General features: G+C 65.8%; 14 protein-coding genes. 4 read left to right on the forward strand and 10 right to left on the reverse strand.

Translation table 11 applies throughout. The annotated features are described in order from the left end of the window. Positions 1–30: 30 nt before the first annotated feature. The 6 genes from CYD53_RS25195 to CYD53_RS25220 all read right to left on the reverse strand — a co-directional run bounded on the left by CYD53_RS25195 (position 31) and on the right by CYD53_RS25220 (position 6,582). Positions 31–1,587: an ABC transporter substrate-binding protein gene (locus CYD53_RS25195; protein ID WP_103720841.1), complete on the reverse strand. Its 1,557-nt coding sequence runs from the start codon at positions 1,585–1,587 to the stop codon at positions 31–33. 28 nt (positions 1,588–1,615) lie between these two features. Continuing rightward, positions 1,616–2,806, reverse strand: a complete 1,191-nt coding sequence (locus tag CYD53_RS25200; RefSeq protein WP_103720842.1) for an ROK family transcriptional regulator — start codon at positions 2,804–2,806, stop codon at positions 1,616–1,618. A gap of 226 nt (positions 2,807–3,032) precedes the next feature. Continuing rightward, the gene (locus tag CYD53_RS25205) at positions 3,033–3,824 is read right to left on the reverse strand and encodes an ABC transporter ATP-binding protein (RefSeq protein ID WP_245928427.1); all 792 of its coding nucleotides are present in this window, start codon (positions 3,822–3,824) and stop codon (positions 3,033–3,035) included. A gap of 7 nt (positions 3,825–3,831) precedes the next feature. Beyond that, the gene (locus tag CYD53_RS25210) at positions 3,832–4,812 is read right to left on the reverse strand and encodes an ABC transporter substrate-binding protein (RefSeq protein WP_181012021.1); all 981 of its coding nucleotides are present in this window, start codon (positions 4,810–4,812) and stop codon (positions 3,832–3,834) included. A 100-nt stretch (positions 4,813–4,912) separates the two neighbouring features. Then, positions 4,913–5,734 (reverse strand): ABC transporter permease, encoded by an 822-nt coding sequence (locus CYD53_RS25215; RefSeq protein WP_103720845.1) that lies wholly within the window; start codon positions 5,732–5,734, stop codon positions 4,913–4,915. Next, positions 5,731–6,582 carry an IclR family transcriptional regulator gene (locus CYD53_RS25220; RefSeq protein WP_103720846.1) on the reverse strand — a complete coding sequence of 284 codons (852 nt, stop codon included), beginning with the start codon at positions 6,580–6,582 and terminating at the stop codon, positions 5,731–5,733. The genes CYD53_RS25215 and CYD53_RS25220 overlap by 4 nt, the downstream gene beginning before the upstream one ends. Positions 6,583–6,712: 130 nt before the next feature. Here CYD53_RS25220 and CYD53_RS25225 point away from each other — a divergent pair, with 130 nt between their 5' ends. Beyond that, positions 6,713–7,411, forward strand: a complete 699-nt coding sequence (locus CYD53_RS25225) for a hypothetical protein (protein WP_103720847.1) — start codon at positions 6,713–6,715, stop codon at positions 7,409–7,411. Beyond that, entirely contained in the window at positions 7,411–8,193 is a 783-nt protein-coding gene (locus tag CYD53_RS25230) for an SDR family NAD(P)-dependent oxidoreductase (protein WP_103720848.1), read from the forward strand. Before CYD53_RS25225 ends, CYD53_RS25230 begins: the two co-directional genes overlap by 1 nt. 93 nt (positions 8,194–8,286) lie before the next feature. On the opposite strand, the gene CYD53_RS25235 is transcribed toward CYD53_RS25230, so the two are convergent. The 4 genes from CYD53_RS25235 to CYD53_RS25250 form a co-directional block, all read right to left on the reverse strand. Next, on the reverse strand, positions 8,287–8,601 hold the full coding sequence (locus CYD53_RS25235) for a hypothetical protein (protein ID WP_103720849.1): 315 nt from the start codon (positions 8,599–8,601) through the stop codon (positions 8,287–8,289). A gap of 416 nt (positions 8,602–9,017) precedes the next feature. After that, positions 9,018–10,037 carry an ABC transporter substrate-binding protein gene (locus CYD53_RS25240; protein WP_103720862.1) on the reverse strand — a complete coding sequence of 340 codons (1,020 nt, stop codon included), beginning with the start codon at positions 10,035–10,037 and terminating at the stop codon, positions 9,018–9,020. A 62-nt stretch (positions 10,038–10,099) separates the two neighbouring features. Continuing rightward, positions 10,100–10,975, reverse strand: a complete 876-nt coding sequence (locus CYD53_RS25245; RefSeq protein WP_103720863.1) for an ABC transporter permease — start codon at positions 10,973–10,975, stop codon at positions 10,100–10,102. Positions 10,976–10,982: 7 nt separating this feature from the next. Continuing rightward, complete coding sequence (locus CYD53_RS25250) at positions 10,983–11,750, reverse strand: ABC transporter ATP-binding protein (protein ID WP_103720850.1); 768 nt, start codon at positions 11,748–11,750, stop codon at positions 10,983–10,985. 135 nt (positions 11,751–11,885) lie between these two features. Here CYD53_RS25250 and CYD53_RS25255 point away from each other — a divergent pair, with 135 nt between their 5' ends. Together CYD53_RS25255 and CYD53_RS25260 are read left to right on the forward strand one after the other, a co-directional pair. Next, positions 11,886–12,551, forward strand: a complete 666-nt coding sequence (locus tag CYD53_RS25255; protein WP_103720851.1) for a response regulator transcription factor — start codon at positions 11,886–11,888, stop codon at positions 12,549–12,551. Beyond that, positions 12,544–13,917, forward strand: a complete 1,374-nt coding sequence (locus tag CYD53_RS25260) for a sensor histidine kinase (RefSeq protein WP_245928428.1) — start codon at positions 12,544–12,546, stop codon at positions 13,915–13,917. Before CYD53_RS25255 ends, CYD53_RS25260 begins: the two co-directional genes overlap by 8 nt. Positions 13,918–14,222: the final 305 nt, after the last annotated feature.

Below are 14,222 nucleotides of genomic sequence, written 5' to 3' on the forward strand. Positions count from 1 at the left end.
GCCTCCGCTGCCTGATGGTTCGGCGACCGCTTATTTCCGCGCGATGTTCCAGTAGACCGGTGCCGGCGGCGTCAGGATTCCGCTCAGGTTCGCCCGGTGGGCCCTGATCTGGTATTGCAGGCCGATCGGAATATAGGGAACCGTCTCAACCGCTCGGGCCTGGATCTTGGTGGCGAGCGCCTTGCGTGCGCCAAGGTCGGAGAGGTCGGCGAAGGCGGATCGCATGGCCTCGATTTCGGCATCGCAAGGCCAGCCGAACCAGGCCTTGTCGCAGTTCGAGCGCAGGCCGAGATGGCTGAGCGGCTCCATCATGTCGAGCCCTCCCGGACCGGAGATGAAGATGGACCAGCCGCCCTTGCCGACCGGCTCCTTGCTCGCGCGGCGGCTCACGACCGTGGCCCAATCCATCGCCTGGACGTCCGTCTTGAGGCCGATGCTGCGCAGCAATTGATCCGCGACCATGGTGAAGGCGTGGATATTGGTGTTCTCGGTGGCGTCGAGCAGCACGACCGGCGTGCCGTCATAGCCGCTCTCCTTGACCAGCGCCCTGGCCTTGTCGAGGTCCGGCTTGGGAAAGCCGTCCTCCGTGAAATAGGGCGAGGAGCAGATATAGAAGGAGCGGCAGGTCTTGCCGAGGCTGGGATCCTCGATCACGGCGTCCAGGAACTCGGAGCCGTTGACGGCATGGAGCAGGGCCTGCCTGATCCTGGGATTGTTGAATGGCGGCTGCAGCGAGTTGATGCGGATCTGCTGCGCCACGCCGAGTTCATCCTGGCGGGCGATGACGACGTCCTTTGCCGGTTTGGCGAGCCCGATCAGATCGGCGGAGAGGTCTTCGCTGATGTCGATCTCGCCCTTCAGCACGGCGTTCATGGCCGTCTGCTGATCGGGGATGATCTGCCACTCGACGCGGTCGATCCGCGCGATCTTGCCGCCGGCGAAGCCGCTCGGGGCCTCCGAGCGCGGCACATAATTCGGGTTCCTGACGAAGACCAGTTTCGAGCCCGAGAGCCATTCCTCTTTCTTGAAGATGAAGGGACCCGAGCCGGTCTGGTCGGTCACGCCCTGATTGGCGGGCGTCGCCGAGGCGATCCGCGCCGGCATGATGAAGGGCACAGGCGCTCCGGGCTTGCCGAGCGCGTCCAGCACGAAGCCCCAGGGCTGGGACAAAGTCAGCCTGAAGCTCTTGGCGTCGGTCACGCTCCAGACCGCGCCGCGCGCATTGAGCTGCTGGCCCATGCTGTCATTGCCGCTCCAGCGCTTCAGCGAGGCGATGACGTCGTCGGAGGTGACGGGTTGGCCGTCGCTGAATGCCAGGCCGTCGCGCAGCGTGAAGTCCCAGGTCTTGCCGTCGGCAGAGGTACTCCAAGCCGCCACCATCTGGGGCTTCACCGCCAACGTGTCGTCCACCGCGAACAGCGTATCGTAGACCATGTAGCCGAAGTTGCGGGCCATCGAATCCGAGCCCAGCATCGGGTCGAGGATCTTGACGTCGCCGGACGGCCTGACTTTCAGGACGCTCTGCGCCGCGGCCGAACCGGCTGACAGAGCGAGCAGGGCGGCGCCGATAATCCAATGCGCTTTCATAATGTCCTCCCGATTTTTGTGTCGTTTGTCACAGCATTTCCGGCGTCAGGCGCCGGGTTCGCTTGCGGCCGGGCGCCGGGGTCACGTGCCCGCCGCGATTGACGAAGGCGAAGGTGGCGAGCGCGATGCCTGATGCGGGCTCCCGGCCGAGCTCGATCGCGGAGAAGGACAGGTCGACGCCAGCCGCGCCGCCGAACAGGCTGCGATCGATACCGGCCAGCACGGCCGGGCCGGCCCTGTCCTGCACCGCGCCCGGCCAGCCTGCGACGACGACCCGCCTGACGCGGTTGAGATTCAAGGCATTGCCGATCGCCGTGCCGAGCTGAGCGAGGCGGAGGTCGATCTCGGCCCCGGCATGGGGCGACAGCTGAACGTCCGCGCGCCAGCTATCGCGGGGTGCGAGCATCTGCTGCTCCGCTTTGCCGAAAAGCGGGGCCATGGCTCCTGTCGAGACATTGGCTTCGAGACAACCGGAATGGCCGCAGCGGCACGGCACGCCCTGCCGGTCCATGATCATGTGCCCGATTTCGCAGGGGAGCACATCGTCGCGCCCGGCGCTTTCATCGACGAAGGCGCCGCCGACCCCATGCCCGAGGAACACATAGAAATAGGGTCTCTCATCCCGCGTCACGCCGATCTGGAGCCGATGGGCGAGCGCCCGTGTCACGATCGAATTGGCGAAAGTCGTGGGCACCTCGGGCAGCGCGGCTTCCAGCGCCCGGGTGATGAAGTCGCGCCGCAGCGCCATGATCGGGTTGCTCGCCTGGCCGGGATGGTAGCCGGGTACCGAGACGGCGACCTGGCGCAGGACGATGTCGTGGTGCAGGCACCAATCGGCCATGCCGGTGATGGCTGCGGCCGCGGTGCTTTCCGCGTCCATCGCCGCCGTACCGTCGGGCAGCTCGTGCTGCGCGGAGAACAGCACCTCGCCCTTGAGGCTTCCGACGCCGGCATGCAGGCGGTTGTTGGAGAGTTCGATCGTCGCGACGAACTGGCTCTCGCTCAGCGTCAGAAACGTGCTGGGGCCGCCGCGATAAGGCGCGCGTTTGCGGGACTCGTCGACGAGACCTTCCGCTTTGAGATCGGCCACGATGCGGGAGATGCTCGCATCGGTCAGGCCGACATGAGCGATCACATCCGGCCGGAACGATCCGCCGGAGCGCCAGAGATAGCGGAGAACCGCGGCGCGCGTCTCCTGCCGGCTCCATGCCCCCTTCACATCTCCACCCTGTTCATTCTTGTTTTATGTAAGAATGAGACTGGGAGATGATCCGCTCGTTGTCAAATGCTCCGCATCAGGAGGCTGTGACCTCGGCGCCGCCCCATCGTCATTGCGAGCGCAGCGAAGCAATCCAGGGGATGTGGAGCGAGCCCTCCTGGATTGCTTCGCTGCGCTCGCAATGACGGCAAGGGCACCGTGCCCTGTCCGGCTGGCGGCGCGGTTCCTAGTACTTGATCACGCCGAAGCGCCGGAACGCGTCGTGGATACGGTCGGCATAGGCGTTGAAGCTCGGATAGTCGCCGAGATGCGCGGGACGCGGGCGGGGCAATTCGATTGCGATCTCGTCGACCACGCGGCCGGGCGTCGGCGACATCACCAGCACGCGGTCAGACAGGCCGATCGCCTCGTCGATGGAGTGGGTGATGAAGACGACGGTCTTGCCCGTCTCCAGCCAGAGCATTTCGAGATCGTGGCGGATCTGGGTGCGGGTGATCGCGTCGAGCGCGCCGAAAGGCTCGTCCATCATCAGGACGGACGGATCGTGGATCAGCGCGCGCGCAATCGAGACGCGCTGGCGCATGCCGCCCGAAAGCTGCTTGGGGTAGCGGTCGACGGCGTGGCTGATGCCGAGCTTGGCGAAGAGCTCCAGCGCCCGCTCCTTCGCAGGCGCGAGCGGCAGGCCGCGGATTTCGGCCTGGAGCATGACGTTCTCCAGCGCCGTCCGGAATTCCAGCAGGAGATGGTCCTGGAAGACGATGCCGATATCGGTCAGCGGCGAGGTCAATGGCTTGCCATTGACCAGGAGTTCGCCGGAACTGATCGGCATCAACCCCGCCGCCATCAGCATGAAGGTGCTCTTGCCGCAGCCGGAAGGGCCGATCAGGCTGACGAACTCGCCACTCCTGATATCGAGGCTGAGACCATCGACGGCGGTGAAGCCGCCGAAGCTCTTGATCACGCCGCGTCCGGAAATGGAGGCGGCGCCGGTGCCGGGCTGCGCGGAGCTGGGAAGCATCATCGCCTCACGGGCAGGCCGGTGCCGAGGCTGGCAGCAGCTCGGTCGTGTAGTAATCGGTGATCGGCTTGTCCTTGGGCAGGCCGAGATATTGCGTCAGCAGGTCGTAGCTGACGGTCCAGTTTGTCTCCGGCACCTTGCCGAGCGAGGTTGCTCCCGGCGCGCAGAGCAGCTTGTTGACGACATCGAACTGCGCCAGCACCTGCGCCTTCTTCACTGCCGGGAACTGCGCCACGACGGCGTCCGCCGCCGCTTCGGGATTCTTGCGCGCCGCGTCCCAGCCCTGGAGGCTCGCCTCGACGAATGCCTTGAACAGCGCCGTATCGGCCTTGATCCGGTCGTCGCGAGCGATGATCGACAAGCCCACCGTCGGCACGCCGACATCGCGGTAGAAGATGTCGCGGACCTTGAAACCGCGCTCGCGGATCTGGATCGAGTGGAAATCGGCCCCGCCCAGGATCGCGTCGACCTTCTTCTCGAGCAGCGCGCCGACGAAGGCGCCCGGATCGATCGCGATGACATCGACCTTGCTCTTGTCGATCCCGTTGCTGGCGAGGATGGCCTCCAGCAGCGTCGTCTGCGCCGTTCCCGGCTGGACCGCGAGCTTCTTGCCGACGAGGTCCTTGGGCGCATTGATCTTGCCGTCTTCCAGCGCGATGATCGCGAAGCCGTTGGTCTGGAGCACGGGGGCGATGATCTTGACCGGAGCACCCTTGGTGCGCAGCTGCATGGCGGCCGGTGCGTCGGCGAAACCGATATCGGTCTGGCCGGTGGCGACCATCTGCGCCGTGGTGCCCGAGCCCTTGCCCTCCTCGATCGTCAGGTTGATGCCGGCCTTCTCGTAGAGGCCGAGCTGCTTGGCCATCATGAAGCCGGCATTGGGCGCGGCCGCGAGGAAGTTCAGCGTGATCTTCATCGGCTTGCCGGCACTCTGCGCGAAGGCGGTGCCTGCGCCGAGTGCGAGCATGGCGACTGTGGTGATCAACATGCGTCGGTTCATGGTCTTGGTCCTCCCGTAAGCCCCGGTTGGTCCGGGTTGATGGTTCGTTCGTGAACAGAATGGATCGGTGCGTCAGCTCCTGCGCTCGTCAGCCTTTGCGCTGCCATGGCATCAGCACGACCTCGAGCCCGTCGACGAGATAGCTGAACAGGATCCCGACCAGGCTGAGCGCCACGAGGCAGGCGAAGATCAGCGGCATGTCGAGGAAGCTGGTGCCGCGCAGCAGGAGATAGCCCAGCCCGGCATTGGCGCCGACGAACTCGCCGACGATCGCGCCCGTCGCGGCAAACACCGCCGAGACCTTGAGGCCGGAGAAGATATAGGTCAGCGCGGCCGGCACCCGGACATAGCGGAAGGTCTGCCAGGCGGAGGCGCCCATCGAGCGGGTCAGATAGAGTACGCGCTCGTCCAGCGCCCGGAACCCCGTCATGCTGGCGACCAGCGTCGGAAAGAAGCAGAGCAGGAAGGTGAGCAGCACCTTGGGGAACAGGCCGAAGCCGAACCAGACCACGAAGAGCGGGGCGATCGCGATCTTCGGCACGAGCTGGAAGAAGACGATCACCGGATAGATCGCCTTTTCCAGGATCTTCACGGAGACGATGATGTAGCCGAGCGGGATCGAGATCACCGCCGCCATCAGGAAGCCGAGCACGATCTCGTTGCCCGTCACCAGCGTGTGCTGGAAGATCAGGCCCCGGTCGGTCCAGAGCCGCTCGAAGAAGGCGCTCGGCACGGGCAGGATATACTCGGGGATACCCGCCAGCGGCACCAGCCACTGCCAGGCCAGCAGCAGCACGGCGAAGCTCGCCAGCGGCCAGGCGATCGCAGATGTCCAGGCGCCGGCCCGGCTCTGTGCCTGGGAGGCCTCATTGGGCTGCTGCGTCGGCCGGGTTGCGACCTCGTCCGTCATGCGTTCATCCCTGCGGAAAGACTGTGGCGCGGCTCGCCGCCTGCGACGGTGGGGGCGAGGCTCTGGATCTGCCGGCGCCGCAGCGGCCAGATCTCCGCCATGGCGCGCGCGGCCTGGTGCAAGGCGTCGCTGATCTCGCCATGCCGGCTCTCGCTCATGCGCGCCGCCGGGCCCGCGACGCTGAGCGTGCCCGCGACGGGAGCATCGCTGTCGGAGCCGGCGCGGAAGGTCGTCGCCATGGCGACGGTGCCGATCTCGCCTTCCTCCACCGCGAGCGCGATACCGCGACGGCGGGTCTCGTCGAGATGGGCACGCAGCGCATCGACATCCTGCAAGGCATTGGGGCCGGTGCGGCCATCGGCCCGGAAACCGCGCGCGCAGACGATGCGCAGTGCCTCGGCCTCCGGCAAGGAGGCGAGCCAGGCCTTTCCCGTCGCGGTGGCGTGCAGCACGATCTCGGTGCCCATCGGCGGCTCATAGCGCAGGCCAGCGGTCGCCCCCTGGGCCCGCGCGATCCAGACCAGGCTCTCGCCCTCGACCACGGCAAGGCGGCAATATTCGCGGGTCGCGAGGGCAAGCCCGTCGAGCACGATCTGTCCTGCGTCGGGCAGGCCGCGCAGATCGAGATTGCGGAAGGCAAGCTGGGAGAGCTTCAGCGTCAGCCCATAGGCGCCGCTGGACGCGTCCTGAGCGACGAAACCGCGCTCAGCGAGCGTTGCCAGAAGCCGGTGCGTCGCGCTGGCCGGCAGATCGAGGCGTTCTGCGAGAAGGCTGAGATCGACGCCATCGGGCTCACCCGACAACGCCTCCAGCACCTTCAACGCCCGTTCCACCGCTGCGATCGTCACGAGTGGTCTCCTTGTCGTCCCCGTTGATTTTTATTTTGGAATTGATTTCCAATTCAGAATTGAATTTCATATACGAACGGCAAGAGGCGGAGTCAACGCGCCCTAACGAGACGCGACCGGGAGGGTTTCAGTGAGCTTATCTGGAGAAGGCGCGGTCGCGATCTGGCACGACATCGCGCCGGAAGGGCGCGAGATCTTCTATGCCTGGCATGGCCAGGAGCACATGCCGGAACGGCTCGGCATTCCCGGTTTCACGCGCGGCCGGCGCTATGTCGCGATCGAGGCCGACCTCGAATTCTTCAATCTTTACGAGGCCTTGAGCGTCGAAGTCCTGAAGAGCCAGGACTACACCGCCCGCGTCAACGCGCCGACACCCTGGACGCTCGCGGCGGTGAAGCATTTCCGCTCCGTCGCGCGCTCGATCTGCCGCGTCGCCCACAGCACCGGCCCAGCCCAGGGCGGCTTGATCGCGACATTGCGCTACGACGTGGCGGATGCGGATGCCGCCGCACACAAGGCGACACTGCTGCGCCAGACCATTCCCGACCTGCTCGCCGGGCCCGGCGTCGCCGGCGTGCACCTGCTGACGGCTGATGCCGAGGCGAGCGGCGTCGCCACCGCCGAGCAGAAGGCGCGCGGTGTCGCCAATGCCGTGCCGCGCTGGGTGCTGCTGCTCGAAGGCTGGGGCGACGAGGCGGCCTTCGTCGCGCTCGCCAAGACGGAGCTCGCCGGCGAGAAGCTCGATGCGATCGGCGGGAGCGGCCCCTATTCGCTGGGCCTCTACCGCCATCAGATCACCCGCACCAAGACGGCCTGGAGCGCCGGCTGATGCGTGCGCGTTATGATCTTGCTGACCGCATCGCCATCGTCACCGGCGGCGCCGGCGGGCTTGGGCGCGGCATCGCACATGCCTTGATCGAGGCCGGCGCGATCGTCGAGCTCTGGGACGCCGATTGCGCAGCCCTTGCCGATGCGGTTGCGGAACTGGGCGAAGGCGCCCGCGCGCGCGTGCTCGACATCACCGACGCTGCCGCGGTCGAGGTCGCAGCGCAGGCCGTCTTCAAGGACCATGGCCGCATCGATATCCTGGTCAACAATGCCGGCGTGCTCGGGGAGGTGAAGCCGGTCTGGGAGACGATGCCAGAGAATTTCCAGCGCGTGCTGCAGGTCAATCTGTTCGGCTCCTATCTCGTCACCCGCGCGGTTGTCGGATTGATGCGCCGGCAGCCGGCGCGTGCTTCTGCGATCACGCTGCATCCGCTGCGCGGCCATGTCGTCAACATCGCCTCGATCCAGGGCAAGGAAGGCATGGCCAAGGCCGCGGCCTATTCCGCCTCGAAGGCCGGGCTGCTCGCCTTGACCAAGAGCGTCGCCAAGGAGACGGCTCTCGACGGCATCATCGTCACCGCGGTCACGCCGGCCGCGGCCGAGACGGCGATGGCCAGGGAAATCTCGGCCGAGCGCCGCGCCGACATCCTCGGCCGCATCCCGATGGGGCGTTTCGTCGAGGTCGAGGAGGTCGCGCGCCTGGTGCTCTGGCTCTCCAGCGACGAATGCTCCTTCTCGACGGGAGGCATTTTCGACCTGTCAGGCGGCCGGGCGACTTACTGAGATATCCGACCTGTTGATCGTCTTCCGGCATGCAGGTAGCCCGAGCCAGCGAAGCAAACTCGGATCACCTGCGAAGCCATGGCCCGCCGAATGCTACGGGCAGCCATACCCGCCTTGCCCGTCGGGCAGGCAGCGCGAGCCATTGGGCAAGTTCAGCGCGCCGGATGCGTCGCGGCGGACATAGTCGCCATTGGGGAGTGTGAAGCCCCCGGCGCGATCCACCTCGACACGCGATCCGTCTGGAAGAAACAGGCCTCCGGCGCCATCGGGCGTAATGCGCTTCGTGATGGCCGGTCCGCGGCCGGGCTCGGGGCTCACCACGATCACGCGTTCGCGGCTCTGCTGGACGCAGCCGGTTGCCAGAAGGGCCAGGCTCAGCATGCCGGCGGCCGCGATAACACGTCTCATGATTGAAGCCCCTCAGAGTGACAATGGATGGCGTCACGGCCCGCCCCGGCTGACACGAACTCGAATATCATCGTTTCGTCTCCGTGATGCGACCAGAACGCGCAACTACGGTTTCGGTTTCCATCATATCTGCTGCCGCGAGCGCAACGGCCCTGTTGCCGAAGCGCCCGGCGATTGGGGCGCGCGACGCTGGGAATTCTGTTGGGGTGAAAGCTCACAGCTGCGAATCTGTGTCGGGCGCATTGGGGAAATCTAGCGACTGACGCTGCCTTATGCGAGCCGCAGATGACGGCGCGACGACCCGGATCCGGAAGTTGAGACCTTCCGGATCCCTGGGCAAGGAGGCGAGGGCGGCTTCGAAGCTCCCGATGAGGCCGCCAGTCCGGGCCCGCCAAGGGCGGGTACTCGGGATTGCGTCAGCTGCCTTTGCGGCCGTGAATCTGCGGGATGAACATGTCGGTCCATTTGGCCGGCTTCACCTTGATCGTGCCGGCAAGGCCCATGAACTCGGCGAAATCCATCACCTTGTCGGGGGTGGCCGAGAATTTGGCGCCCTTGTCGTTGAGCATGGTCAGGACGTCGTCCTTCGAGACCTTGACCGGCGAGCCCCGCACGAAGATCTCGGCCGCGGCGTCCTTGTTCTGGGCAATGAAGTCGCAGGCCTCGTCGAGGGCGGCGAGGAAGGCGTCGGTCATCTTTGGATTGGCATCGACGAATTTCTTCGGCGCGAAAACGACGTCGAGCGTTATGTTGCCGATCACGTCGATGGAATCGGCGACGAGATGCACCTTGGGGTCGTTGAGCTCGAGGAAGGAGAACGGCGGCGAGGTGAAATGCGCCGTGATCTCGGTCTTGCCGGAGGTCAGCGCCGCCAGCGCCTCGGGATGCGGCAGGCTCACGGTCATCGGGTCGAGCTTGGCGAAGTTCTCGCGGCCGAACTCCTTGGCCACCATCATCTGGAGCACGACGGCCGAGAGCGAGGTCTTGATGCCGGGAAGCGCGATCTTGTCCTTCGCGGTGAAATCCTTCAGCGATTTCACATTCGGGTTGATCGAGTTGAGCGAAAGCGAGGTCGCGCTCATGCCGCCGATGCCGATGACCTCGACATTGGGAATGCCCTTGGCTTTCGACCAGAGCGTGACGAATCCGGGCGCGCCGGTGCCGGCAAAATCCAGCGTGCCGGCCATCATCGCGTCATTGATGACGTTGCCGCCGTCGAGAACCAGCCATTTGGTCGCGATATCGCCGAGACCGGCCTTGGCGGCCTGCTTCTCCAGCAGCTTCTGGTCCTGCATCACGATCAGGGGCAGGTAGAGAATGCCGTAGCCCTTGGAGATCCGGACTTCCTTGACCTCCGCCATGGCGCCGGGGGCGCCGATCGCGAGAATGAGGGCCGCGCCCGTCAGAACGGCGGCCAGGCGTCTTGTCATGCTCATCATGGTATCCTCCCGGATGATGCCGGATTGGCCCGGCCTTGTGGTCTTGTGGAGATGTCGCCTCAGCTCTGCATGCCCCAGCGCTGGACCGTGTTGCGCTCGATCGCGGCGAAGATGACGTTCTCGACGAACAGGCCGATCATGATGACCGTGAACAGCCCGGCGAAGACATTGGCGGTTTCGAGCTGGTTGCGGTTCTCGAAGATGAACCAGCCGAGACCGCCCGAGCCCGAGGAGACGCCGAAGACGAGTTCAGCCGCGATCAGCGTGCGCCAGGCGAAAGCCCAGCCGACCTTCAGCCCGGTCAGGATGCTCGGGAAGGCGGCCGGGATCAGGATCTTCCCGACCAGGCGCAGGCCGCGCAGATTATAGTTCATCCCGACCATCCGCAGCGTGTTCGACACCGAGCGGAAGCCGGAATGCGTGTTGAGCGCGATCGCCCACAGCACGGAATGCACCAGCACGAAGATGACGCTGCCTTGCCCGAGCCCGAACCAGATCAAGGCGAGCGGCAGCAAGGCGATCGCCGGCAGCGGGTTGAACATCGAGGTCAGGGTTTCCAGCAGATCGGTGCCGATCTGCGAGCCGATGGCGACCGTCGTCAGGATCGAGGCGAGCGCGATGCCGATGCCGTAGCCGATCAAGAGCGTCTGGATCGAGGACAAGGCGCGCGCCGGGATGACGCCATTGGCGAGATTCTCCCAGAACGCTTCGATCGTCGCAGTGAAGGTCGGGAACAGCAGCGGGTTGCCGAGCCAGCGGCCATAGGTCTCCCAAATCACGGCCAGCGCGATCAGCAGGGCAGCCTTGCGGACAAATCCGATGCGGTAGATCCGTTCGAACGGCGTCAGCGCCTTCTCGACGGCGGGCACATCCGTCGCCTGCTGGTCGCGGATGATCTCGGGGCGGATATGAAGCGGAGAGGTGGAAACGTTCATGTCGACCTCAATGCGCAAAGAGCATGTCGTTGATGCGGGCCTCGAGCGCGACCTGCGAGGCCGTGCCGACCTCTTCTGCCGTCAGGCTGTTCAGCTCGGCGCGGACCTGGCCGGGATGCGGCGACAGCAGCAGGATGCGCGTGCCGCAGCGGATCGCCTCCTCGATGGAGTGCGTCACGAACAGCACGGTGAACTTCGTGTCCTCCCAGAGCTGCAGCAACTCGTCCTGCATCTTGCGCCGCGTCAGGGCGTCGAGCGCCGCGAAGGGCTCGTCCATCAAGAGGACGTCGGGCTCCATCGCCATGCCGCGGGCGATCGCGACGCGCTGCTTCATGCCGCCCGACAGGGTATGGGGGTAGCTGTCGGCGAATTTCGACAGGCCGACCATGTCGACATAGTGGCGCGCCTTGTCCATCGCCTCCCGGCCGCTGGAGCGGCCGCTGGCCTCGAGGGCGAAGACGACGTTCTCGATGACGCTCTTCCAGGGCAGGAGCTGGTCGAATTCCTGGAACACCATCATCCGGTCAGGCCCGGGAGCCTTGACCTCGCGGCCCTTGAGGCGGATCGCCCCTTCGACCGGGCTCATATAGCCGCCGATCGCCTTGAGCAGGGTCGATTTTCCGCAGCCGGACGGTCCGAGCAGGATGAAGCGGTCGGATCGATGCACCTCGAAGCTGACCCGATAGGTCGCCGTGACCAGCGCGTCGCGCGTCTTGTATTGCAGCGTGACGCCGTCGACATCGAGCAGCGGCGCGGATTGCGCGGGAAGCGTCATGTTTCCTCCGAAAGTCGTTGCCTTGCATCCACGTTTCGGGATGCTTGGCTGGACCTTACAGGGCCGAACTGACACGAAACTGACTGACGCCTGTCTCACCTGGCGGTGCAGGGAAACGGTGCAGGGAAACGGTGAATGCGCATTCTCGTCGTCGAGGACATGGTCGATATCGGTGAGGCCATCGTCGCGCGCTTCGAGCGGATGGGACATGCCGTGGACTGGGAACAGGATGGCGCCGTGGCCGGCGACCTGGCCGAGGTCCAGGCTTATGACCTCATCGTCCTCGATGTGATGCTGCCGGGGCGGGACGGGTTTGCGATCCTCAAGGATCTGCGCATGAAGCGGAAGGCGACGCCAGTGCTCATCCTCACCGCGCGCTCGGCGGTCGACGACAGGGTCAGCGCGCTGGATCTCGGCGCCGACGATTATCTGATCAAGCCGTTCGACTATCGCGAGCTGGAAGCGCGCGCCCGCGCCTTGCTGAGACGGGGCGGCGGCGAGGCGACGAACATCATCCAATGCGGCCAGGTCACGGTCGACCGCAGTGCGCGGATCGCCTCCGTCGACGGCCGTTCGCTCGATCTCACGCGCCGGGAGCTCACCGTGCTCGAAATCCTAGCCGGGCGGCCGCAGCGCATCTTCTCCAAGGAAGAGCTGATCGACCAGCTCTTCGGCTTCGAGCAGGAGCCCAGCCCCAATGCCGTCGAGCAATATGTGACCCGCCTGCGCCGGAAGCTTGCCGGCTCCGGCGTCGAGATCAGGACGATGCGCGGGCTGGGTTATCAAATTGTCGTTGCGTGAGCGCCTGCGTTCCTCGCTCTATGCGCGCAGCCTGCTCTTCATCGTCGCGGGCGTCTCAGTGGGCGCGATCGCATTGAGCGTCGCCGCCTACTCCTATGCGCGTGTCGCTGCCGACGAAGCCTATGACCGGCTCCTCGTCGGCGGGGCGATCCAGCTCGCCGAGAACATCTTCGTCCAGGGCGGCGTCATCGCGCTGGACCCGCCGGCCGCCGCCCTCGCCTCGCTCTCCGCCTACGACCTCGTCTTCTACAGCGTCACAGATACGCGCGGCATCGTCGTTGCCGGCTATCCGGACCTTCACTTTCCCGGAAGCGTCACCGCCGCGCAGAAGGGGGCGATCCTGTCGGACGGCACCTATCAGGGATCACCCGTCCGGATCGCCGCCATCGGCCGGTATCTGTCGACGCCCTCCGTCGCCGGCTGGGCCTATGTCGCTCTGGCGCAGACGCGCGAGGCGCGCTTCGCGCTCGCGCGCGATCTGACGCTGAGAGCCGTGCTGATCATCGCCGCGATGAGCCTCCTGACGTTGCTCGCCGGCGGCTTGGCCATCCGCTACGCCCTGGCGCCGCTCGCCCGCATCGAGCAGGAGCTCGCCGCGCGCGATCCCAATGATCTGCGCCCGCTGAGCATCGAGACGCCGACCGAGATCCACACGCTGGTCAGCGCGATCAGCATGTTCATGGAACGCCTGAGCGGCCGCATCCGCATCATGCAACGCTTCATCGGCGATGCCGCCCACCAGATCAGGACGCCGCTGGCGGCGCTCGACGCCCAGGTCGAGCTCCTCTCGACGACGCGGAACGCTGCCCAGCGTCAGGTGCAGATCGAGCGCATCCAGCATCGCAGCAGCGAACTCCGGCGCCTGACCAACCAGCTCCTCAGCCACGCCATGGTGATCCATCGCTCGGATGCGGTCGCGATGGCGCAGCTCGATCTGGTCGCTCTCGCGCGGGCGGTGCTGGCAGATGCCGTTCCACTGTCGTTTCATCGCGAGGTGCGCATCGCCTTCCAGGCTCCCGAGGAGGCGATGATGATCGCTGCCGACGCCGTCAGCCTGAGGGAGGCCCTCTCCAACGTCATTCACAACGCCCTGACCCATGGCGCCGCGACGGCCCTGACGGTGACGGTTTCACAAGACGGGGCGCAGGCGATGGTCGAGGTCTTCGATGACGGTCCCGGCATCCCGGCATCCGAATGGGCCTCGGTCCTCGCGCCGTTCACATCCGGCTCGACGGGCAAGGGCGGATCGGGGCTCGGCCTTGCCATCGCGTCGGACGTGATCCGCAGCCATGGCGGCACGATCCGCTTCGTCGTGAGAGCCGATGGCTTTGCCGTCGTGCTGGTGCTTCCGCGCGTTTCGCCATGAGATGCCGGCCGCGGCGGCGAGCGCAAGCGCTTGCGACAAGGCCCCGGATCTCCTTCTGACCGCGAGAAGAGGCCCGATCGGCATTTTTCTCGAAGAGAATCGCGCCGCTTCCCAAAAATGGAGCGAGCCCTCGCCGGAGGGAGGCACCCAGGGGGCCGATTCAGGCCCGAAATGGCGGCCCGACAGCTGCTTTTTCGAAAAACTTCTGCGCTGTCTAAAAAGTTTCACGATGGTTGTTGACAGGGTTGGGAGGTGGGGCCTATACAGCGGCCATCGAGACGGCGACGCCGCTGGCGCCGCCGCCT

The sequence above is a fragment of the Allobosea psychrotolerans genome (assembly GCF_002917105.1).
Taxonomy (GTDB): Bacteria; Pseudomonadota; Alphaproteobacteria; order Rhizobiales; family Beijerinckiaceae; genus Allobosea; species Allobosea psychrotolerans.